This is a genomic window from Hungatella hominis, from assembly GCF_014288005.1.
Taxonomy (GTDB): Bacteria; Bacillota; Clostridia; order Lachnospirales; family Lachnospiraceae; genus Hungatella; species Hungatella effluvii.
On sequence record NZ_JACOPB010000001.1, the window covers coordinates 186,803 to 206,441 of the forward strand.

27 protein-coding genes and 2 pseudogenes are annotated in these 19,639 nt (G+C 45.7%); 28 read left to right on the forward strand and 1 reads right to left on the reverse strand.

Annotated features, from left to right (window positions below; genetic code table 11):
* Positions 1 to 13 precede the first annotated feature (13 nt).
* The 21 genes and pseudogenes from H8S75_RS32540 (at position 14) to H8S75_RS00955 (ending at position 14,758) form a co-directional block, all read left to right on the forward strand.
* On the forward strand, positions 14 to 1,087 hold the full coding sequence (locus H8S75_RS32540) for an HAD-IA family hydrolase (protein ID WP_243270142.1): 1,074 nt from the start codon (positions 14 to 16) through the stop codon (positions 1,085 to 1,087).
* Between the two features lie 179 nt (positions 1,088 to 1,266).
* Positions 1,267 to 1,677, forward strand: a complete 411-nt coding sequence (locus H8S75_RS00860; protein WP_187018577.1) for a GNAT family N-acetyltransferase — start codon at positions 1,267 to 1,269, stop codon at positions 1,675 to 1,677.
* Between the two features lie 59 nt (positions 1,678 to 1,736).
* A complete protein-coding gene (locus H8S75_RS00865; RefSeq protein WP_243270143.1) occupies positions 1,737 to 2,150 on the forward strand; it encodes a hypothetical protein in 414 nt (137 codons plus the stop codon).
* Positions 2,151 to 2,264: 114 nt separating this feature from the next.
* Positions 2,265 to 3,143 (forward strand): helix-turn-helix domain-containing protein, encoded by an 879-nt coding sequence (locus H8S75_RS00870; RefSeq protein ID WP_187018579.1) that lies wholly within the window; start codon positions 2,265 to 2,267, stop codon positions 3,141 to 3,143.
* Positions 3,140 to 3,607 carry a DUF3788 domain-containing protein gene (locus H8S75_RS00875; protein WP_187018580.1) on the forward strand — a complete coding sequence of 156 codons (468 nt, stop codon included), beginning with the start codon at positions 3,140 to 3,142 and terminating at the stop codon, positions 3,605 to 3,607. The genes H8S75_RS00870 and H8S75_RS00875 overlap by 4 nt, the downstream gene beginning before the upstream one ends.
* Complete coding sequence (locus tag H8S75_RS00880; protein ID WP_187018582.1) at positions 3,591 to 4,055, forward strand: GyrI-like domain-containing protein; 465 nt, start codon at positions 3,591 to 3,593, stop codon at positions 4,053 to 4,055. Before H8S75_RS00875 ends, H8S75_RS00880 begins: the two co-directional genes overlap by 17 nt.
* Before the next feature lie 44 nt (positions 4,056 to 4,099).
* Positions 4,100 to 4,414, forward strand: coding sequence for an Imm41 family immunity protein (locus H8S75_RS00885; RefSeq protein WP_187018584.1), 315 nt, complete (start codon positions 4,100 to 4,102; stop codon positions 4,412 to 4,414).
* Positions 4,415 to 4,461: 47 nt separating this feature from the next.
* Positions 4,462 to 5,022, forward strand: a complete 561-nt coding sequence (locus H8S75_RS00890; protein ID WP_187018586.1) for a YdeI/OmpD-associated family protein — start codon at positions 4,462 to 4,464, stop codon at positions 5,020 to 5,022.
* Between the two features lie 72 nt (positions 5,023 to 5,094).
* Positions 5,095 to 5,556, forward strand: a complete 462-nt coding sequence (locus H8S75_RS00895; protein ID WP_187018588.1) for an Imm51 family immunity protein — start codon at positions 5,095 to 5,097, stop codon at positions 5,554 to 5,556.
* Between the two features lie 97 nt (positions 5,557 to 5,653).
* The gene (locus H8S75_RS00900) at positions 5,654 to 6,415 is read left to right on the forward strand and encodes an EFR1 family ferrodoxin (protein WP_187018590.1); all 762 of its coding nucleotides are present in this window, start codon (positions 5,654 to 5,656) and stop codon (positions 6,413 to 6,415) included.
* A 62-nt stretch (positions 6,416 to 6,477) separates the two neighbouring features.
* Entirely contained in the window at positions 6,478 to 6,933 is a 456-nt protein-coding gene (locus H8S75_RS00905) for a hypothetical protein (protein WP_187018591.1), read from the forward strand.
* Between the two features lie 145 nt (positions 6,934 to 7,078).
* Positions 7,079 to 7,453 carry a DUF7668 domain-containing protein gene (locus H8S75_RS00910; protein ID WP_187018593.1) on the forward strand — a complete coding sequence of 125 codons (375 nt, stop codon included), beginning with the start codon at positions 7,079 to 7,081 and terminating at the stop codon, positions 7,451 to 7,453.
* 88 nt (positions 7,454 to 7,541) lie between these two features.
* Positions 7,542 to 8,036, forward strand: a complete 495-nt coding sequence (locus tag H8S75_RS00915; protein WP_187018595.1) for a hypothetical protein — start codon at positions 7,542 to 7,544, stop codon at positions 8,034 to 8,036.
* A gap of 135 nt (positions 8,037 to 8,171) precedes the next feature.
* Complete coding sequence (locus H8S75_RS00920; protein WP_187018597.1) at positions 8,172 to 8,867, forward strand: response regulator transcription factor; 696 nt, start codon at positions 8,172 to 8,174, stop codon at positions 8,865 to 8,867.
* Positions 8,864 to 9,901 (forward strand): sensor histidine kinase, encoded by a 1,038-nt coding sequence (locus H8S75_RS00925; protein WP_187018599.1) that lies wholly within the window; start codon positions 8,864 to 8,866, stop codon positions 9,899 to 9,901. Before H8S75_RS00920 ends, H8S75_RS00925 begins: the two co-directional genes overlap by 4 nt.
* A 63-nt stretch (positions 9,902 to 9,964) precedes the next feature.
* Positions 9,965 to 10,543, forward strand: a complete 579-nt coding sequence (locus H8S75_RS00930) for a hypothetical protein (protein WP_187018601.1) — start codon at positions 9,965 to 9,967, stop codon at positions 10,541 to 10,543.
* On the forward strand, positions 10,540 to 11,223 hold the full coding sequence (locus H8S75_RS00935; protein ID WP_187018603.1) for an ABC transporter ATP-binding protein: 684 nt from the start codon (positions 10,540 to 10,542) through the stop codon (positions 11,221 to 11,223). The genes H8S75_RS00930 and H8S75_RS00935 overlap by 4 nt, the downstream gene beginning before the upstream one ends.
* A complete protein-coding gene (locus tag H8S75_RS00940) occupies positions 11,220 to 13,529 on the forward strand; it encodes an ABC transporter permease (protein ID WP_187018604.1) in 2,310 nt (769 codons plus the stop codon). Before H8S75_RS00935 ends, H8S75_RS00940 begins: the two co-directional genes overlap by 4 nt.
* A 168-nt stretch (positions 13,530 to 13,697) precedes the next feature.
* Positions 13,698 to 13,910: pseudogene (locus H8S75_RS32545) on the forward strand (GNAT family N-acetyltransferase); the annotation flags it as partial.
* Positions 13,911 to 14,028: 118 nt separating this feature from the next.
* On the forward strand, positions 14,029 to 14,388 hold the full coding sequence (locus H8S75_RS00950; protein ID WP_187018606.1) for a hypothetical protein: 360 nt from the start codon (positions 14,029 to 14,031) through the stop codon (positions 14,386 to 14,388).
* A 31-nt stretch (positions 14,389 to 14,419) separates the two neighbouring features.
* Positions 14,420 to 14,758, forward strand: coding sequence for a hypothetical protein (locus H8S75_RS00955; RefSeq protein ID WP_187018608.1), 339 nt, complete (start codon positions 14,420 to 14,422; stop codon positions 14,756 to 14,758).
* 67 nt (positions 14,759 to 14,825) lie between these two features.
* Here H8S75_RS00955 and H8S75_RS00960 read toward each other — a convergent pair whose 3' ends face one another.
* Complete coding sequence (locus tag H8S75_RS00960) at positions 14,826 to 14,969, reverse strand: hypothetical protein (RefSeq protein WP_187018610.1); 144 nt, start codon at positions 14,967 to 14,969, stop codon at positions 14,826 to 14,828.
* A 336-nt stretch (positions 14,970 to 15,305) separates the two neighbouring features.
* On the opposite strand from H8S75_RS00960, the gene H8S75_RS00965 reads away from it, so the two are divergent.
* The 7 genes and pseudogenes from H8S75_RS00965 (at position 15,306) to H8S75_RS00995 (ending at position 19,583) form a co-directional block, all read left to right on the forward strand.
* The gene (locus H8S75_RS00965; RefSeq protein ID WP_187018612.1) at positions 15,306 to 15,776 is read left to right on the forward strand and encodes a GNAT family N-acetyltransferase; all 471 of its coding nucleotides are present in this window, start codon (positions 15,306 to 15,308) and stop codon (positions 15,774 to 15,776) included.
* Positions 15,777 to 15,826: 50 nt separating this feature from the next.
* Complete coding sequence (locus H8S75_RS00970) at positions 15,827 to 16,291, forward strand: VOC family protein (RefSeq protein WP_187018613.1); 465 nt, start codon at positions 15,827 to 15,829, stop codon at positions 16,289 to 16,291.
* 65 nt (positions 16,292 to 16,356) lie between these two features.
* Positions 16,357 to 17,095, forward strand: a pseudogene (locus H8S75_RS00975) (EFR1 family ferrodoxin).
* Positions 17,096 to 17,160: 65 nt separating this feature from the next.
* Positions 17,161 to 17,619: a hypothetical protein gene (locus H8S75_RS00980; protein WP_187018615.1), complete on the forward strand. Its 459-nt coding sequence runs from the start codon at positions 17,161 to 17,163 to the stop codon at positions 17,617 to 17,619.
* 63 nt (positions 17,620 to 17,682) lie between these two features.
* Positions 17,683 to 18,465: a class I SAM-dependent methyltransferase gene (locus tag H8S75_RS00985; RefSeq protein ID WP_187018616.1), complete on the forward strand. Its 783-nt coding sequence runs from the start codon at positions 17,683 to 17,685 to the stop codon at positions 18,463 to 18,465.
* A 57-nt stretch (positions 18,466 to 18,522) separates the two neighbouring features.
* Entirely contained in the window at positions 18,523 to 18,843 is a 321-nt protein-coding gene (locus tag H8S75_RS00990; RefSeq protein WP_187018618.1) for a DUF3784 domain-containing protein, read from the forward strand.
* Positions 18,840 to 19,583: a class I SAM-dependent methyltransferase gene (locus H8S75_RS00995; RefSeq protein ID WP_187018620.1), complete on the forward strand. Its 744-nt coding sequence runs from the start codon at positions 18,840 to 18,842 to the stop codon at positions 19,581 to 19,583. The genes H8S75_RS00990 and H8S75_RS00995 overlap by 4 nt, the downstream gene beginning before the upstream one ends.
* Positions 19,584 to 19,639 lie beyond the last annotated feature (56 nt).

Sequence of the window (19,639 nt, forward strand, 5' to 3'; positions counted from 1 at the left end):
GGAGGGGGAGCAGATGAATTTCCGCGGGGCAGTATTTGATTTGGATGGCACACTCCTTGATTCTATGGATATATGGGAAAACATTGATATCGCCTTTCTGAAAAAGCGTGGGTTACCCGTGCCCAGCGGCTATGTCACAGAAATTTGCGCCCGTAGCTTTATAGAGGCCGCAGAATATACAATCGACCTGTTTCACCTGTCTGAAAGTGTGGATGCAATCATCCATGAATGGAATGAAATGGCCGCCTATGAATATGCGCACAATGTAACACTATCCCCGTTTGCTGCGGATTATCTCCGGCAGTTGAAACATGCGGGCGTAAAATTGGCTGTCGCAACCGGGCTTCCCCAAACGTTATATGAGCCATGTCTGAAAAAGAATGGAATCTATGAACTGTTTGACGTTCTCTGCTCAACAGATGATATGGCACGCGGAAAGGAATATCCTGACATATTTGTACATTGCGCGGATCGGTTGGGTGTGGCGCCGGAGCAGTGCCTTGTCTTTGACGATGTTCTGCCTGCGGTCAGAAGCGCAAAGCAGGCCGGTATGATGGTCTACGGGGTCTTTGACAAATATTCAGAACACAATATGGAGGAAATCAAAAAAATCGCAGACGGCTATCTGTTTGACTTTCACTCCGCCCCGTTTCCTGCTCCGAGGTATGGACAGATGGCAGAATTGTGGGATCTCTATGATATTACCAGAAAGAAAACCGGGGCCACAGTGGAGCGCGGACAAACAATCCCGGACGGATCATATCACCTTGTGGTTAGTGTGTGGATACGAAACCGCCATGGAGAGTTTTTGCTATCACAACGGCATCCTGATAAGCCTTATCCACTGTATTGGGAATGCACGGGCGGATCCGTCCTCGCCGGCGAAAGCAGCCTGGAAGGGGCAGTCCGTGAGGTGCGGGAAGAATTGGGACTGGTGCTCGAACCGGGACATGGCCGCTTGCTGTTACAAACACGGCGAGAGAGGTTCCAAGACTTATATGATGTTTGGCTGTTTCATGCGGACACGCCGGTATCCTGCTTGCGGCTGCAGGATACAGAATTCGAAAGGAGCTCGAACATGAAATAATCCTATACGGTTATATCAGCAGCCGACTTAACACCGCAAGAAAGTTTTATGAAGATATATTCGGATTAGAGGTATTCTAGGATTGGCAAAAATATAGCATTTACTTGCGGGGGCGTTTTGTGTTGGAAAGCTGCCTCTGACAGAATAGGAACAGATAAAACTGAATAGAGGAAAATAGAATGTCAAAAAATCAAGTTATGATTAGACGTTTTAATACAAAGGATGAAAATCAGCTTTTTGCTCTGCTTGAGCGGGAGGGAGAAGGATGGAGTTGCTACTGGTACGGTGAGAACAGGGGGGAATACGCAAAAGCCTTAGATAATTCTATTAACTACCTCCTATTTTCAGAAAATGAGCTTTGCGGCTATATCCGTTGCCATGACGATGATGGGTTTGGAGTTTACGTTTATGATCTCTTAGTGGATAAATCCCATCGTGGCAAAGAATTTGGCAGACTGCTTATGGAGCAGGTATGCAATGATTTTTCTGGCAAAGAAGTATATGTTCTGGGCGGTAACTCCCCTTATTACGAAAAGCTGGGTTACGCTATTGAGGGAACAATTTATATTGTAAAACCGAAGAAACAATAGTTCTTATATGCTTTTGGGTAAATGCTGTACCCGATAAATTTAGAAGTTGGAGGTAAAATATGCAAACAATCATTGTGCTATTAAATCCGGGAAAACTGGAAAATGCTGATATGGATTTGAGCTATTTTGTACCAGACCGCATTGAGGAAGTATCAGGTTCCTTGATAAAAAGCAATGGATATGATTTTATAGACACAGAAGACGGAGAGCCTGGGCCGTTAATGGGTATTTGGTTAGAAACAGAAAATGCAAGTGCAAATTGGCATATCGTGAGTGAGTTGCTTCAGAGTGAAAAGTTCAAAGAAAATGATTTGTCACTGTCGGCTCAGATATATATTTCTGAAAGCGACACTGCTGATTTAGAGGACTGTATGCTCGTTTTCCCTAGTAATAACTTCCAGTTTGAAAGGAGCTTTAATTTCGTGTATGGCCAAATTCGAATTGCTTGCTGTTTAGTAGAACCATCGAAATAAAGGAGAAAGAAGCATCGCTATCATTGCCTTTTGCGTAAGAAAAGGCATACTATGACAAGCGGCAGGTTTTTCACTATGATATGATTTTAACTGGGAGGTGATAAGTATGCTCGCATGGAAATCATACAACGCGCTATTGATTACATTGAGGAAAATCTAACGCAGGAGTTAATCATCGAAGAATTGGCCGGGGTCGCCGCTCTGTCGCCCTTCTATTTTCAACGGCTGTTTCGGCGGCTGGTCAAAACGCCGGTGCGCGAGTACACAAGGCTGCGTCGCTTGGCAAAGATCTGTGAGTTGCTCCGCGATACGGACAGAACTGTGCTGGACATCGCGGAGGAATACCATTTTTCCGGCCATGCCAACTTTACGCGGGCCTTCAAAAAGGCATTTAACATCACACCGGACGAAATGCGCCATGTGCACACGATGATGAATCAATATGTCAAGCCCAATCTATTACTCAAATATGTAATGGTAGACGAAGGTGTTCCCCTAATTGCAGATGGCATCGTTTTAGAGATTGTTCGGAAAAGGCTGGAGCATCCAAAGCACATGATCGGTATTGCGGAAGAAATCCCAATTTCCGACATTATGGGAGGGCAAGACAGCGGCATTTCGGTGACCGGCGCTATGTGGGACAAGTTTCACAGAATGAAACCGACCATCAGCGGTTTGCTGCCGGGCGGTAAAGAGTGTGGCGTTGTCTATATGGGTGAGGCAAAGGAAGGACACTGCATGTATCTGGCGGGCGCGGAGGCGGCAGCAAATCCAGCACGGGATTACGTTATTTACGAGTTTGAGGCGGAAACCTTTGACGAACTTGTTACATCCACCGTATATATCGCGCAAACCTTTGTAGAGCGGTGGATGGAAAAACACAGCTTGCTGGCAGGCGAGTTTGCCGTTGAAATGTATGCCGCTGCCGGGGAAGGTGCTGCCTGCATGGAAACCTGGCTGGATTACAAATCTCTTGCATCGGAGGAAATATGAAGGAATGGAACAAGGCTTTTCCAGACGACAGGCAGCCGGACGACAATCAAATTGCCGACTTCATTCGCACCCCCCTTTGGAGCAGCATAAATGATTATCTCTGCCGGGCCTATATGACCGGGCCGAAATACAGTTATAGTGGCTGCTCCATGCAGCAGGGATGGAATGTAAAATACAGTAAAAGCGGCAAATCCCTTTGCACCCTGTATCCAATGGACGGATACTTTACCATGCTCGTTGTGATCGGCCCGAAGGAAATGACCGAAGCGGAGCTGATGATGCCCTTTCTTTCGGAACCTGTGCGAAGTGTATTTGCCAAGACAAAAAACGGTCGAGGTGCCAAGTGGTTGATGCTGGATATTTGTGACTGGGAGACACTCTTGGATGCCTTGAAACTGATCGCGCTAAGACGGAAACCAATAAACCACATTGAAATGGAGGATGAAGATGGCAAGAATATCTGAAATCATGGTGAAGCAGCAACCAGAAAAGCACATGCTCACGGTTCGCAAAACCATAGACTTTTTCACGCAGTACGCCGGTTTTATGGAAAGCGCGGTGAACAGCATTCTCTCGCTGATTGAGGAAAACGCCGCTTTGCCCAGCAGCGGCCCCATCGTGTGCTTTCATAACATGGAGCTGGAAACGCTGGATGTGGAAATCGGGTTTGAGGTAGCGCGGCCCATCCCGGTAAAAGACCCGGTGCAGGCGTCAATCATTCCTGTACGCACCGTTGCCACCACCATTGACCGGGGGCCGTATGAAAAGCAAGACCCTACGCTCGAAGCTCTGATGCAATGGATTCCCGAAAACGGCTACAAGGCGTTGGATGGTATCTATTACCACTATCTCAATGACGAGCAACAGCCGGAGAGTGAGTATTTGACGCAGATGTTCATTCCAGTGAAATAAGTTAGTAAGGTTTCGGCGGAGAAGGCGCATGAAAGAGGTTTATCATGGATGGTTTAAATGTATTGAACGACAACTTTGAAGTGGCGAACAATAGCTTTCTATACTATTTGCATGAAGAAAACTTTTTTCATGAAACAGCGTTTTCCGAATTGTGCAGCAGTTTATCCGCTCTATGCCATACCCATCCGCACGATAAAGTGGTTTCTGCTCAAATTTGCCTTATATATGGGCAGGTACTTAGACATATCATTTATCATTTTGATCCTGGCGATTTGAGCCAGATTTCTAACTTACCTTGTAACTACAACGAAGAACTGGAGACGCTGGAACGCATCATTACAAAATATTTTTCTGACTGATTTAGTTTCATCTTCTTGGTTTACGGCGAAATAAAGGAGCACACAAAATGAGCGATATCATGGAATTTGCAAACAGAGAAGAATTCCGGCAATGGCTTTCTGACCATTGCCTGTCCAAAGATGGCGTTTGGCTTCTGTTTGGAAAAGCAGGCGGGCCAAAAACAATCAAGGCAGGCGAAGCGCTGGAAGAGGCCCTCTGCTTTGGCTGGATCGATGGACAGATGCAAAGCATCGACGACAAAACCTACAGGAAATATTTTTCTCCGCGCAGGGAGAACAGCAAGTGGTCGGAGAAGAACAAGGCGTTGGTGAAAAGCCTGGAAGAGCAAGGGCTGATGACCGATTGGGGCAGGGAGAAAATAGAGGAGGCCCGAAAAAACGGCCAATGGGACGCCCCCAAAACCCCAACGGTGACAGAGGAACAGATCGCCTTTTTATCAGCGCTGCTAAAAGATTACGAACCAGCTTATGCAAATTTTCAGGCGATGTCTTTATCTGTAAAGAAAACCTACACGCGGGCATATTTTGACGCAAAGACAGACGCCGGCCGGGAAAAGAGGATCGCATGGATGGTCGGTCGGTTGAACAAAAATCTAAAACCTATGTAAGCGTTGCATTCGCCTGATAGGTGAATGTTGTAAACAGAGCGTTGACAAATCGGAATTGAATGGGAGGTAAAAATGAAAAAGTTCAAACAATATGGCCAGCGAAAAGAGGAGGAATGGGAGTGGTTCCCTTGGCTCCCTTGGTGGCCACCTGAAACCCGCCCGCCATTCAAAATACGAACCAGGCCAGAAGATATTGCACCATTCTTTTTTGTAGAACATCACCCTTATGCCTTATCGCTTTTACTAAAAATCAGTGACGGATTAAAAGCCGATACATTCCGCAAGATAGGACTTAAAGGCAGTAGCAAAGACTGGGAAACTCTTGTAACGGGATTTATTGAAGAGTGGGAGGAAAACAATAGCGGCGTAGATATGTTTCATTTCGATTCGGATGAAGACGTTTTTTGTGTATATTCCCAATATATAGATGACATCAGTTTGTTTTCCAAGCTACTCAGGGCGGCTTGTAACGATGAAAAGCGGCTGTATCATTATCTTGACCGTGGTTTCCAAAAATTAAATGAGCAGAATTGACTGTTGTATTTGTGAAGCGGAACACCATGAGCAATTCCAGCTTGTCGGGCAGAAAAACTGAAAATTGTTGATAAAGAAATTTTAGGAGCATTTTGAGATGGTAGGAGTTTATTTCAGCGGCACAGGAAACACCAGATATTGTATCGAGAAATTTATTTTTGACCTGGATCCGGATGCGGCCTGTATCGGTATCGAACACCCATCAGCGGCACAGGCTATGGCACAATCGGATTTCATTGTTCTGGCATACCCCATATATTTTAGCAATCTTCCTAAAATAATAAGGGATTTTTTAGAAAGCAACCGGATCGTCTTTTCAGGAAAAAAAGTCTTTATTCTTGCAACCATGGGCTTGTTCAGCGGCGACGGCACGGGCTGCGCCGCAAGACTGCTGAAAAAATACGGCGCTGAAATCGTTGGGGGCTTACATCTTAAAATGCCCGATTGCATTGGCGATGAAAAACTGCTAAAAAAAACGAAGGAAGAAAATCGCATCCTTGTGAAGCAGGCGGAAGAAAAGATAAAAAAAGCGGCGCAGGCATTCAAAAGCGGCCAGGCTCCACGGGAGGGGCTTTCATTTCTATACCACATGGCGGGACTATTTGGGCAGAGGCTGTGGTTTTCTCACAAAACAAAGCAGTATTCCGATAAATTGAAAATCAGCTCTGAAAAATGCGTGGGCTGCGGCGTATGCACGAAGCTGTGTCCAATGGGCAATTTGTCGATTGAAAATCAAATGGCGGTACACCATAACCGATGCACCATGTGTTATCGCTGCATCAGTCATTGTCCCCATCAGGCGATTACGCTGTTAGGCGATACTCTGCATGAGCAATGCAGAATTGAAAATTACCTGTAACGGGTAAATCAGAAGCACCGGTTCGTTCGGAAAACAATTGATAAAAGTAGGAGGATCTACACATGGAGCGTTTTTATAAAGTGCTGACAAGTGGGACAAAAAATGAAGCGTTGCCCGAGGAATTTGATTATTTCGGGAAGCTGATCGGCAGTTGGGACATCGACTATGTTGACAACAGTACTTCCCAGGTACTCAAAGGCGAATGGCATTTCTCATGGGTGCTTGAGGGAATGGCGGTACAGGATGTGATCGTCCTGCCCGGCTTTGAATACGGAACAACCCTTCGGGTCTATAACCCGGACACACACGCCTGGGATGTGGCCTATTGCTACACAGGAAGGATCATGCGGCTGGAGGCGAGAAAGCAGGACGGAATCATCGTCCTTACAAACCTGGAGGACGAACGGAGAAAATGGGTCTTTGCCAAAATCGAGGACGATTGGTTCCATTGGCAGGATGTTACGGTGGAGGACGGCGAATGGCAGGTCAAATTTGATTTATATGCCCGGCGCATGTGATAAGAGTTTTGTTTATAGCGCAATCGTAGCGTTAGATACCCCGAGAAATCGGAATTGACCAAGCTGGAAGCGAGGGATGCTTCTTGAACGCAAGTTCAAGAAGACGGCTTTAGCAATAAATCATTAATTGTGGGGGCTTTACCTTATGATATACGTAGAATGCGGAAAAGAACAGGATTATTTTATTGCTTTTGTAGAAAATGCTTTAGGAATATTGGCTAAAGAGGATTATGCCTCTTTTATATCTCTATTTGATAGTAGTCGGTTGTCAGAACACGACCTGGTTTTGGCTCTTAGATATTTAGACATATCCTGTCCTATATTGAAAATTGATGACCCGAAATTAATAAAAAACAAGAAACAAAATACCTGTTTATTTGCTTTTAATGATAGCAGTGGGTATCACATGGACTATGACTTAACAACAGATGGTGCAATAAATGATTTGACGATTCAAATCGAATTTTTGAGAAAGGCAGACGGGTATATAGCGGTTCTTGACGATTTGCATACCCTATAATATTTTAAGAGTATAACTTCCAGTTTATAGAGGAATTGAACGGAGCGACAAAACGGGATTGATAAATACAAGTATAAGGAGAACAAAAATGGATATAGCAGATTTTAAAGAATTTAGTCAGAAATGTTCTGAAGAATTACCGAATGAAATCGGCAAAATACTCCAAAATGCAAAAGGGGAAAAATCTTGTTCGATTGGTTTTATCACTACCGATGACTTTTATGGTTTCTATTTGTCATGGGACTACAATACTGACATAGATGAGTATTATGATTGGGAAAATGGAGCTAATCCAGATTTCTTATATCAGCCACTTGTTGATACTGTTGACGCTTGTAAAGAAATTGATTTTTGCAGTCCGTCAGATGAAAAGTGGAATTTTGCTGAAACCCTACTTTCTGTATTGGAAAAGAATATCAAGGAAATACCAGACGAAATATTTAAAAAGAATGGTTTTAAAAGAGAAGATGTCCTGTTTTTTGCTACAATGGGAGATGGAGATTATATTGAAGAAATGATTGAAACATCTGTAAAAATGTTCAATGCCAAAGAAACTCTTGAGGCATATGGATTGACACAGTAATCTGACAATTCCAGTTTGTCAATAGTATCGTATATGGTTTAATTGAGGAATAACAATTCCGGTTTGCCGGACGGATTCAAATTTGTCAGAAGAGGTAAAGATCACGGAGGACGCAGGACGGAAGGAGGCGGAGACATGAGCCGGTTACTATTGCTTGAAGATGATTTGAGTTTAATTGACGGTCTAACCTATTCGCTGAAAAAGTACGGCTTTGAGATAGCCGTTGCCCGGACGGTAAGTGAAGCGGATTCCCTTTGGAGCAGCGGGAGCTATGATCTTTTGATTTTAGATGTGTCTCTGCCTGACGGTTCAGGCTTTGACGTTTGCAAAAAAGTGCGTCAAACATCTAAGGTGCCCATTATGTTCCTGACAGCATCGGATGAAGAAGTAAGCATGATCATGGGGCTGGATATAGGGGGTGACGATTACATGACTAAGCCCTTCAAACTAGGCGTACTCGTTTCCAGGATCCATGCGCTGCTGCGGCGCGCCCAAAATTTCAGCGCGGCGGAGACGGAAATCACATCCAATGGGATCACCGTATTTCCATTGCAGGGCCAGGCGCGGAAGGGAAAAACCACGCTTGAATTAACGGCTGCCGAATACCGCCTGCTCTGTCTGTTCATGCAGAATCCGGGGCGGATTCTCACGAAAGAACAAATCCTGGACAGGCTGTGGGACGGCAGCTATGTGGATGATAATACGCTGGCAGTCTATATCCGCAGATTACGGACAAAGATCGAAACCGCCCCCGGAAATCCCCGGCTCCTTGTAACGGTAAGAGGGATGGGCTATAAATGGAATGTCACGGACGGAGACCATGGGATATGACTATTTTTACGAACAAGGACATAAAAAGGCTGTTTCTTATACTTTCCTGTGTGCTAGCTTCTTTTATCATCCTGTCGCAGTTATATTTCTGGTTTGCCGAGGGCACGCCTAATCGGATATTGCTTTTGCTGTCTCTGCTTTTGTCAGCGGGCATTTTGATTTGCTGTCTCCTATATTTTCGCCGGCAGCAGCAGTTGATTGAAAACGCCATAACCCAAATCAACCGGTTTGCTTCAGGCGACGGAGATGCACGGATCGACAGCGGAAGCGAAGGCAGCTTGTTTAAGCTGTTCCACGAGGTCAACACACTGGCGACCACACTGGCTGCTCACGCGGCACGGGAACAAAGCACAAAGGATTTTTTAAGAAATACCATTTCGGATATTTCTCACCAGTTGAAAACACCCCTGGCCGCGCTTGATATTTACAATTCCCTTTTACAGGAGGAGTCCGGGGATAAAGAGGCGGTCATGGAGTTCGCCTTAAAATCCGAAAAGGAGCTAGAGCGGATCGAAACACTGGTCCGGAACCTCTTGAAAATCACAAGGCTCGATGCGGGCGCTATCGTGATGGATTGGCAGATGCAAAGCATTTCGGAAATGATGAACGCACTGAAAGCCTCTTTTGAAACACGCGCCAGACAGGAACATAAGGAGCTCCTGTTATCCGGCCCATCCGATGCCGCACTTTTTTGCGACAGGGACTGGCTGATGGAAGCGGTAAGCAACCTTGTGAAAAACGCCCTGGACCATACAGATGAGACTGGCCATATCTGGATCGAGTGGAGCAGCCTGCCGACCATTACACAGATTATTGTAAAGGACAATGGAAGGGGGATCCATCCCCAGGATATCCACCATATTTTCAAGCGGTTTTACCGCAGCAAGTTTTCAAAGGATACTCAGGGGGCCGGATTGGGGCTTCCGCTTTCAAAAGCCATTGCGGAAGCCCATGGCGGCAGCATCGCGGTTGACAGTGCTCCCGGCAGCGGGAGCACCTTTGTATTAAATTTTTTGAACCTTACGAAACTGTAAGCCGGTTTTCATCGGAGCGTAAGGGCGTCATGTTATACTACCTGTTAGAAAGGTGGGATAAACATGAAATCATTACTGCGAAATCGGTTTTTAAGGCATTCTATGCCACGCATTTTCTTCTTTGGTATGATGGGAGCCACCCTGTTTGTGCACCCCTCATTTATAGTGAATGGTGCGTTTTATGCCGTTGCCGGCTATCTGCTTTTTGTAAGCGTGTTCGGTATCGTAGACCGTATCCGCATAAAAGGCAGAAAGAGCCGCCGGGATTATGCGGGAATTATCGTTTCTGCCGTACTGCTTTTGTTTGTGGCAAATTCGCTGGTATTTGCCCGGTACCTCGCCCATTTGGCGCCGCTCTGTCTAGGAGCGTTCCTCATGTTAGAGGGCCTGTATTATTTCAGCGTTTCACTTTGCGGGCCGGAAGGATGGCAGCGCGGCATTCTGGCCGTATTGTCTATCCTTGTGTTTTTAAGCGGCATGAGTGTTGTACTATTTACGCTTGGATTCGGTGTTCACGGTCTGTTTGGGCTGTCGGCTGTCTCTGGCATTGCTTCGGGTCTGTCATGCGCTTATGCGCTTACAGCCTGTCTGCTTTATAGAGGAAAAACAAAGCGGCATATAGAAAGTGAGGAAACGATATGAATTTGTTAGAAGTCAAAGGGGTTTGTAAGACCTATGGGGACGGCGAAACGGCAGTCAAGGCGTTAAAGGATGTGAGCTTTTCCGTTCCCAAAGGCGAATTTGTCGCGGTTGTCGGTGAGTCCGGATCAGGGAAAAGCACACTTCTCAACATGATAGGCGCTCTCGACACACCCACATCGGGGAGCGTTCTGATCGACGGCAATGAGATCTTTTGCATGAAGGATGAAAAACTGACGATCTTCCGCCGCCGCAATATTGGGTTTATCTTTCAGGCCTATAACCTGATTCCGGAACTGAACGTGGAGCAGAATATCACCTTTCCTGTGCTGCTGGATTATAAAAAGCCGGACCAGGCTTATGTGGAGGAATTACTGACGGTTCTTTCCCTGCAGGACAGGCGCGGCCATTTGCCACGGCAGTTATCCGGAGGACAGCAGCAGCGTGTGGCCATTGGCCGTGCCCTCATGACCCGCCCCATGCTGATCCTGGCCGATGAGCCCACCGGAAACCTGGACAGCCAAAACAGCGCAGAGGTCATATCCCTTTTGAAAACGGCGTCCAAACGCTATCAGCAGACCATTATCATGATTACACACAACCGGAGCATCGCCTCCACGGCCGACCGGGTATTACAGGTTTCGGACGGTGTTCTGACGGACTTGGGAGGGTATGCGGAATGAAAAGTTATCTCTCACTTGTTTCAGAATACGCAAAGGTACACAAAAAGAAAGGGCGGCTGACCATCATTTGTATTGCCATATCGGTTATGCTGATCGTGGCGGTGTTTGGCATGGCGGAGATGAGCGTCACGGCGCAAATTGACGATTACATTCGCAAAAGCGGAAACTGGCATGCGATTGTAACCGATTTATCGGACGACGTTGCGGCAGATATTGGCGGGCATAGCAGCGTCAGGGTATCCGGCTGGATCGGAGTGGCCGAGGATACGGAATATGCCGGAAGTCCTCTGCTCGTTCAAGGCGGAGAGCAGGCAATCGCCGAAGAGATGAATCTGGTTTTATCCGAGGGAAAATACCCGGTATCCGCCCAGGAAGCGCTGCTGGACGAAGGTGCTTTGACGCAGCTTGATATTTCTATAGGGGATACCATTGAGATTCCCTTATCAGGCGGACAGACCCGGCCGTATACGATTACCGGGTCATACAAAGATTTTTCAAGCCTAAAGGGAGGCGGCGCTCACGGGCTGTATCTTTCGGTTGCGGGGGTTCGGGCGCTGCCGCCGGAAAGCTGGATGGAATATTACTATATACAATTTGCCCACGGAAGCAATATCAACCGGGCCGCTTCAGAAATCATTGCGGAGTACGGTCTTTCGGAGGAACAGGTCTCCATAAACAAGATGCTCCTGGGTCTCATGGGGCAGAGCGACGACAGTTCCATGGTGTATTTATATATTACAGCAATCATCCTTGCCCTTCTTATCATGGCGGCCGGAACATTTATGATCGCCAGTAGCTTCAACATGAGTATGTTGGAAAGGACACAGTTTTTTGGGCTCCTGCGCTGCATGGGCGCAACCAAAAGGCAGGTTAAGCGGTATGTTCGTGCGGAGGGGCTGCGTTACAGCTTGATCGGCATCCCAATCGGCCTTTTGGCAGGCTGCGGCATCGTTTGTCTGGCGGTCATTTTCTTAAATACGCTGAACTCTCAGTATCTTCCGGAAATGCCTCTCAGGATCAGCTGGATTGGGGTACTGAGCGGGGCGGCGACAGGCTTTGTGACAGTCATGCTCGCATCTCGTTCCCCCGCCAAAAAAGCGGCGGCGGTATCGCCTCAAGCAGCTGTGACCGGAAATATCGATTACAAAAACAACCTGAAGATTCAAAAAGCATCCAGTACCAGGCTGTTCCATGTAGATACCGCCATGGGACTCAAGCATGCCTTTTCCAATAAAAAGAGCATGGTGTTCATAACGGGCTCTTTTGCCATCAGCATTGTACTGTTCCTGTGCTTTTCTGTTCTGATTACATTTATGAATCATGCGTTAAAGCCGTTACAGCCCTATGCCGCGGATATCTCGATTACAGGCGCCGACAACTCTGTACGGCTCGGTCGTTCGCTCATGGAAGAACTCAAAGCGCTTTCGGGCGCCAGCAAGGTATATGGGCGAATGTTCCTCTATGACGTGCCTGCGACAACTGGCCAGAGAGGTGGCGCCGTTATCCTGGTTTCCTATGACGACCCGCAGTTTGAATGGGCCGAGGGCATGTTGACCGCAGGAAACGCAAACAGCGTGAGGGATGGCAACGGTGTTTTTGTGTGCTTTTCGGATGATTCGGCCTGGAACGTCGGCGACCGTATTGCCCTCGATATTTCAGGGGAGATTACAGAGGTGGAAATAGCAGGCGTCCTGTCGGACTCACCATTCCAGGGGGCAAACAATGAGTGGGTTGTGATTTGCTCGGAAGACACCTTCACCTCACTGACCGGCATAACCGACTATACCATTATTGATATGCAGGTTGAATCGGATATCTCCGGGCAGGTCCGAAGCTTGTTGACCTCCGACCTGCATATGCGGGATAAGATACAAAGCAATGCCGAGATTAAATCGACCTTTGACGCGATGGCTGTATTCGTCTATGGATTTCTCATTGTCATTGCACTGATTGCGCTGATCAACATTCTCAATACAGTGCGTGCAAGTGTTTCCAGCCGCATGAACCATTATGGCGTTATGCGTGCGGTGGGGATGTCCGGAAGGCAGCTAAAAAAGACGATCATAGCGGAAACCGCCGCCTACGCCATCACAGGCTGCATTGTGGGAAGCGTTTTAGGACTTTTACCGCACCGTCTGTTTTACGGACTTCTGATCACGTCAAACTGGGGCGGCGTCTGGCAACCGCCCATCGCTGTTTTAGCTGTCACGGTACTTGCCGCGTTTTTGACAACATTCGTTTCCGTCCACTCTGTCGCGGGGAAGATAAAGGAAATGAGCATCGTGAACGTAGTAAATGCCGGGTGAGAAAGGAAGAGAATAACAATATGATTAGGCTTAGAAAAATGGAACAGACGGATCTGCCCGTTTTCAAGAAATGGCTGGATCCACCACTTCATTGTGGAGCAGGAATGACAGCCCGTCGGCTTTTGCCAGTATTACGCCTGCCGGGACAGCAACGAGCTCTGGGGAGGCTACACGGCGCTGGGCGGGTCTTACAGCATCGATTACATGATCGGGGAACCCGGCTTCCTCTGCAAAGGCCTTGGCAAACGGATCGTGGTGGACTTGACGGACCGGATTGCCCTCCACCCTGACGCCAAAAGAATTGTGGTGCAGCCGGAGCCGGAAAACAAGGTGTCCTGCGGTCTGCTGCTGTCCTGCGGCTTTGGGCTAAATACGGATTAAAAAATCTATGTAAAACGCTTACCTTGAGCCGCAGGTAAGGAAAAATTGTTCGATAAATAGGGATTTGTGCATCTTCAGCGGATAAGGCGCGCAGTTGAATACAAGGAGGCGGTATTGTTTGAAAGAGATTTCTTTAAATGATAAAATTCTTTATGACCTTCATGGTATAAAAATTCATCCCAAAATGTTTATTCGAGGCGAAATAACATATACGTCTGTAGAAACCTATTTAAACGGTTATTTTCGGGGATTAGAACATTACTCGGGTGTAAAATTGGAAGATAAAATAAAGCATTGGTATGAGAAAAAGGTAAATCAAAACTCCTCTTGCTTTTTTACAGCCTATGTTGAGTGCTTCTGCAAAGAAAAACCAGAAGAAGAACGCATTCATATTTTGATTGATTTAACTGAAATGTTCTTTCAAGAAAATCCAGTATGGCATATAGCAGGTCTTATAGGTGACAAATCGAAATTTTAAATAGAGAATGAATAAACCTAAGGAGGTTAAAATGCGTGATGAAGTATATCTCTCAAAGAAAGAATACCTTGAAATATTAAAGGTCCTGGACATTATGGTTTGTATTTTGGATAGAAGCGAAAATCGAGATAATGCAGACAATAGGGCATATTCTTTAGCCATTGCATGTGCTGAAACTGATATGGCAAAAAGATTAACAAGTGTACGGAAGTTAGTAGTGGAGTTAATAACGCCTAAAGAACTTTCTGAACTTGATGATTCAGGAGTATTTAATTATGAAATACCACAAATACCTTATGATGCTGGTTTACATAAGTTGAGAGAGCAGTTAAAACCATATTTAGTGAAATATGAAAAATATTCCGAATAAAGTATGTTGTCTATCTGGCGAATTCCCGTTTGCCGGACGGATTCAGATTCGACCGAAGAGGTAAAGATCACGGAGGACGCAGGAAGAAAACAAAATTGATAGGGTGGTTGATTGGTTCAGCCGCGGTGATGCTTTTGTTGCCATGGGCCGCAGTTACTTTTGCCCCAAGCGATGCCGGCATGGCAATTGCCCTGCTATTGTTTTTCGCCATCGCCCCGATCTACTCCATTATTTTAGGGATTTTACGGGAAAACACATCAAAGAACTGTGGAGCCTGCCTGTCATGGCCGCCGCTCTGTTTTTGCTTGGTACATGGATTTCCTTTGATCCGGGTGAAGGTGCATTTGTCTTATACGCGTGGGTCTATTTGGTCATTGGCATGGTCTCAATGTTGTTCTCTTCACGGCTCAGTGCGAGAAAACAGCAGTAATTTTATAGAATACGCTACCTGCGTTACGGTACAATCTCTGAGGGCCTTCAGGCCATCTTTGAGATAGCAAAAGGGTTATAAAGGATCTGAAAAATAAGAAAGGTTGGGAATAACAATATGATTAGGCTTAGAAAAATGGAACAGACGGATCTGCCCGTTTTTAAGAAATGGCTGTATACGCCCCACGTCGCCAGGTGGTACCACGATCCGCTGGATTGGATCAAAGAAGCCACGGCGCAGGACGGAGAGTTTTGCTGGATTCACCACTTCATTGTGGAGCATGAAGGACAGCCCGTCGGCTTTTGCCAGTATTACGCCTGCCAGGACAGCGACGAGCCTTGGGAAGGCTACACGGCGCTGGGCGGGTCTTACAGCATCGACTACATGATTGGGGTACCCGACTTCCTCCGCAAAGGCCTTGGCAAACTGATTGTGGCGGAATTGACAGACAGAATCGCCCTCCACCCTGACGCCAAAAGGATTGTGGTGCAGCCGGAGCCGGAAAATAAGGCGTCCTGCGGCCTGCTGCTGTCTTGCGGCTTTGTGCTTGATACGGAAAAAGAAATCTATGTAAAACGCTTGACTTGAACAGCAGTCGGAAAAGTTGCTCGACAAATTATCAATTTGAGGAGACGAATATGAAATATACAAGCACATTGATAGCAGTAAAGGATATGGAAAAGAGCAAACAATTTTATCACGATGTTTTAGGGCTTAATGTAGTTGCCGACTTTGGCGCAAATGTTACATTGGATGGCGGAGTTGTCTTGCAAACGCTTGATACATGGAAGTCCTTTATCAGAACGAATAAAGTTGTTTTACCCAACAACGCAGGCGAACTTTATTTTGAGGAAGATGATATGGACGCTTTTTGCAATCATCTGAAATCTTTTACAATAAGTTATGTTCACGAATTGTTTGAACATCGCTGGGGGCAGCGAGTGGTTCGATTTTATGACCCTGACAAGCACATTGTTGAAATAGGAGAAAAGTTAGATGCGGTTGTTCTTCGCTTTGTTGAACAAGGTTTGTCAGCAGAGGAAACAGCGAACAGAATGGACATACCGATTGATTTTGTTGTATCTTGTCTTGATAATAAATAAAATTTCAGCTTGACGGGCAGAAAAACAGAAAATTATTGATAAAGAAAATGTAGGAGCATTTTGAGATGGTAGGAATTTACTTCAGCGGCACAGGAAACACCAGATATTGTATTGAAAAATTTGTTCATGGCCTGGATCTGGATGCGGCCTGTATCGGTATCAAACACCCATCAGCGGCACAGGCTATGGCACAATCGAATTTTATTGTTCTGGCATCCCCCATATATGAGGGATTTTTTAGAAAACAAACGGAGCGTTTTTTCTGGGAAAAAAGTCTTTATTCTTGCAACCATGGGCTTGTTCAGCGGCGACGGCACGGGCTGCGCCGCAAGACTGCTGAAAAAATACGGCGCTGAAATCGTTGGGGGCTTACATCTTAAAATGCCCGATTGCATTGGCGATGAAAAGCTGCTGAAAAAAACGAAGGAAGAAAATCGCGTCCTTGTGAAGCAGGCGGAAGAAAAGATAAAAAAAGCGGCCCTGGCATTCAAAAGCGGCCGGGCTCCGCAGGAGGGGCTTTCCTTCCTATACCATATGGCGGGATTATTTGGGCAGAGGCTGTGGTTTTCTCACAAAACAAAGCAGTATTCCGATAAACTGAAAATCAGCGCTGAAAAATGCGTGGGCTGCGGCGTATGCGCGAAGCTGTGTCCAATGGGCAATTTATCGGTTGAAGATCAAATAGCGGTACACCACAACCGATGCACCATGTGTTATCGCTGTATCAGTCATTGTCCCCATCAGGCCATTACGCTGTTAGGCGACACCCTGCATGAGCAATGCAGAATTGAAAATTACCTGTAACAGGCAAATCAGGAGAAGCACCGATTAGATTGGAAAACAGTTGATAGAAGCAGGAGGATTTACATATGGAGTGTTTTTATCAGGCACTCACTAGCGGAACAAAAAATGAGGCGTTACCCGAGGAATTTGATTTCTTCGGAAAACTGATCGGCAGCTGGAGCATCGACTATGTAGACAACAGCACTTCCCAGGCACTCAAAGGCGAATGGCATTTTTCATGGGTTCTTGAGGGAATGGCGGTGCAGGATGTGATCGTCCTGCCCGGCTTTGAATACGGAACAACCCTTCGGGTCTATAACCCGGACACACACGCCTGGGATGTGGCCTATTGCTACACAGGAAGGATCATGCGGCTGGAGGCGAGAAAGCAGGACGGAATCATCGTCCTTACAAACCTGGAGGACGAACGGAGAAAATGGGTCTTTGCCAAAATCGAGGACGATCAATTCCATTGGCAGGATGTTACGGTGACAGAGGACGGCGAATGGCAGGTCAAATTTGACTTATATGCCCGGCGCATGTGATAAGGGGTTTTGTTTATTGCGCAATCGTAGCGTAAGACACCCCGAGAAAATAGGAGTAGTAGCATGGATAAAAAGGAGATTTCAACAAAAAGCGAACTGAACAGAAGTATTGAAAATACAAAAAAGGGGTTTGAGGAAAGTTTTGAATCAGGAACCCTTTATAATAGACAGACACAGGATAAAGCACACCTTGAGCAAATATTGCGTTGCCTAAAAATAAGCGACGGTATGAGAATCCTTGATTTGGGAACAGGAACGGGATATTTTGCATTTCCTATCGCGGAACGATTTTCTAAAACAGAAGTAATCGGTTTGGATATTGTCGAGCGGGCATTGGATAAGAATCGTAAAAAGGCTTTAAATGACGGGTTGAAAAATATTTCATTTGTAAGCTATAACGGTCTGACATTTCCATTTGCAGATAAAGCATTTGATATGGTTATTACACGGTACGCCCTACACCATTTCCCGGCTATCAAAGATACCTTTCGGGAAATTAGCAGAGTATTGAAACCCAACGGGATGTTTTTCCTATCCGATCCGGCACCTAATGAAGATGATACGGAACGATTTGTAGATGCGTATATGCAAATGAAAAAAGACGGACATATCAAATTTTACAGCAAAAAAGAATGGCAGGATATTGGAAAAATAGCAGGTTTTAACTTAGTGGACAGCTTTGAAACGGGGATTCGTTTTCCCAAGAAAAAGCAGACATCTTTAGAGTTAGACGATATTTTGAATAGATATGATAAACAAGTGATAAAGGGGTATGGATTAGAGATTATCAATGATGAAATTTGGATAACCGAAAGAGTAAACAATCTCTTATTTAAGAAGTTATAACAGCACTTAACTTCCAGTTGAACGAGGTGAACAGATAATGATGAACAGGTGGTATCAATGAACACATCAATATGGGTGCCTTGGAGCATCGTTTTTATACTTTGCATTATTTCAATTGTTTTATTGTTGGGGAAAGGCAGTTTTTTGATTGCCGGCTACAATTTGCTACCAAAAGAGAGAAAGCAAAAATACAATGAGAAAAGACTTTGCCGTGTTGTAGGGTGCGGTACAAGCGTTATAGCTGTTATTTTGGGGATAGCGGCATTCTACCGGTTTGAAATGCCTGCAGTTATATTCTGGATTATTCCGTGGGGATTGTTTGGAACAATAGCGGTCGTGGCCATTTTAGCTGATACCATTTGCCGGAGGAAGTCATGAAAGATATTTATGAAAAATTCGCATTTGATTATGACGAATTTGGACCCATTGAAAGCTATTTAGGAGATGAGAAAAACTTTTTCCATAAGCTGTTCACTGAGCATAACATCAAGACCGTTTTAGACTGCGCCTGCGGAACGGGGCAGCATTTGTATATGCTATCGCAGCTGGGATATCAGACCTGGGGCTCCGATTATTCTCACTCCATGCTGAAAATTGCCGAAAAGAATTTGCATGAGCGTGGGTGCGATATCCCGTTAACACAATGCGACTTTCGTTACTTGGAAAGAAAGTTTGATGTCTGCTTTGACGCGGTAGTATGCCTCACTACGTCTTTGCCTCATTTACATACGGATGAAGATCTGCTGTTTGCAATAAAGTCCATGAAAAACAGGCTCAATAAGAACGGTCTGCTCGTCTTCACATCGGGAACCACGGATTACACGCTGACATTACCTTCTATTGAGGTAGTCGTAAACCGTGAGGACTTTTCAAGAATATTTGTGAAGGAGCATGACGGCCGTTTTCAGACAATTCATGTATTGGACTTATATCATAGTTTACAGCGCACGGAAGAAAATCAATATGACATTGTATATCGCATTTTACTGGATAAGGACTATCGGATGCTGTTGTCTAAGGCTGGGTTCACCAATATTAAAATATATGGTGATTATGATAGGAGTCCCTATGATGCAGGCAGTCGGAGATTGATTGTCGTAGCGGAACTGACAACATAAACGAGTAAGATAGAAGGCTGTGAAACGGATGAATGACGATCAAATAAATACAAATA

What these genes read in the sequence shown, in the direction of transcription:
- H8S75_RS32540 (WP_243270142.1), top strand. Translation starts at nt 14, where the DNA reads ATGAATTTCCGCGGGGCAGTATTTGATTTGGATGGCACACTCCTTGAT.
- H8S75_RS00995 (WP_187018620.1), top strand. Translation starts at nt 18,840, where the DNA reads ATGAAAGATATTTATGAAAAATTCGCATTTGATTATGACGAATTTGGA.
- H8S75_RS00980 (WP_187018615.1), top strand. Translation starts at nt 17,161, where the DNA reads ATGGAGTGTTTTTATCAGGCACTCACTAGCGGAACAAAAAATGAGGCG.
- H8S75_RS00885 (WP_187018584.1), top strand. Translation starts at nt 4,100, where the DNA reads ATGGATGGTTTAAATGTATTGAACGACAACTTTGAAGTGGCGAACAAT.
- H8S75_RS00870 (WP_187018579.1), top strand. Translation starts at nt 2,265, where the DNA reads ATGGAAATCATACAACGCGCTATTGATTACATTGAGGAAAATCTAACG.
- H8S75_RS00900 (WP_187018590.1), top strand. Translation starts at nt 5,654, where the DNA reads ATGGTAGGAGTTTATTTCAGCGGCACAGGAAACACCAGATATTGTATC.
- H8S75_RS00985 (WP_187018616.1), top strand. Translation starts at nt 17,683, where the DNA reads ATGGATAAAAAGGAGATTTCAACAAAAAGCGAACTGAACAGAAGTATT.
- H8S75_RS00915 (WP_187018595.1), top strand. Translation starts at nt 7,542, where the DNA reads ATGGATATAGCAGATTTTAAAGAATTTAGTCAGAAATGTTCTGAAGAA.
- H8S75_RS00955 (WP_187018608.1), top strand. Translation starts at nt 14,420, where the DNA reads ATGCGTGATGAAGTATATCTCTCAAAGAAAGAATACCTTGAAATATTA.
- H8S75_RS00940 (WP_187018604.1), top strand. Translation starts at nt 11,220, where the DNA reads ATGAAAAGTTATCTCTCACTTGTTTCAGAATACGCAAAGGTACACAAA.
- H8S75_RS00920 (WP_187018597.1), top strand. Translation starts at nt 8,172, where the DNA reads ATGAGCCGGTTACTATTGCTTGAAGATGATTTGAGTTTAATTGACGGT.
- H8S75_RS00895 (WP_187018588.1), top strand. Translation starts at nt 5,095, where the DNA reads ATGAAAAAGTTCAAACAATATGGCCAGCGAAAAGAGGAGGAATGGGAG.
- H8S75_RS00910 (WP_187018593.1), top strand. Translation starts at nt 7,079, where the DNA reads ATGATATACGTAGAATGCGGAAAAGAACAGGATTATTTTATTGCTTTT.
- H8S75_RS00860 (WP_187018577.1), top strand. Translation starts at nt 1,267, where the DNA reads ATGTCAAAAAATCAAGTTATGATTAGACGTTTTAATACAAAGGATGAA.
- H8S75_RS00880 (WP_187018582.1), top strand. Translation starts at nt 3,591, where the DNA reads ATGGCAAGAATATCTGAAATCATGGTGAAGCAGCAACCAGAAAAGCAC.
- H8S75_RS00960 (WP_187018610.1), bottom strand. Translation starts at nt 14,969, where the DNA reads ATGGCGAAAAACAATAGCAGGGCAATTGCCATGCCGGCATCGCTTGGG.
- H8S75_RS00930 (WP_187018601.1), top strand. Translation starts at nt 9,965, where the DNA reads ATGAAATCATTACTGCGAAATCGGTTTTTAAGGCATTCTATGCCACGC.
- H8S75_RS00865 (WP_243270143.1), top strand. Translation starts at nt 1,737, where the DNA reads ATGCAAACAATCATTGTGCTATTAAATCCGGGAAAACTGGAAAATGCT.
- H8S75_RS00905 (WP_187018591.1), top strand. Translation starts at nt 6,478, where the DNA reads ATGGAGCGTTTTTATAAAGTGCTGACAAGTGGGACAAAAAATGAAGCG.
- H8S75_RS00990 (WP_187018618.1), top strand. Translation starts at nt 18,523, where the DNA reads ATGAACACATCAATATGGGTGCCTTGGAGCATCGTTTTTATACTTTGC.
- H8S75_RS00875 (WP_187018580.1), top strand. Translation starts at nt 3,140, where the DNA reads ATGAAGGAATGGAACAAGGCTTTTCCAGACGACAGGCAGCCGGACGAC.
- H8S75_RS00935 (WP_187018603.1), top strand. Translation starts at nt 10,540, where the DNA reads ATGAATTTGTTAGAAGTCAAAGGGGTTTGTAAGACCTATGGGGACGGC.
- H8S75_RS00965 (WP_187018612.1), top strand. Translation starts at nt 15,306, where the DNA reads ATGATTAGGCTTAGAAAAATGGAACAGACGGATCTGCCCGTTTTTAAG.
- H8S75_RS00890 (WP_187018586.1), top strand. Translation starts at nt 4,462, where the DNA reads ATGAGCGATATCATGGAATTTGCAAACAGAGAAGAATTCCGGCAATGG.
- H8S75_RS00925 (WP_187018599.1), top strand. Translation starts at nt 8,864, where the DNA reads ATGACTATTTTTACGAACAAGGACATAAAAAGGCTGTTTCTTATACTT.
- H8S75_RS00970 (WP_187018613.1), top strand. Translation starts at nt 15,827, where the DNA reads ATGAAATATACAAGCACATTGATAGCAGTAAAGGATATGGAAAAGAGC.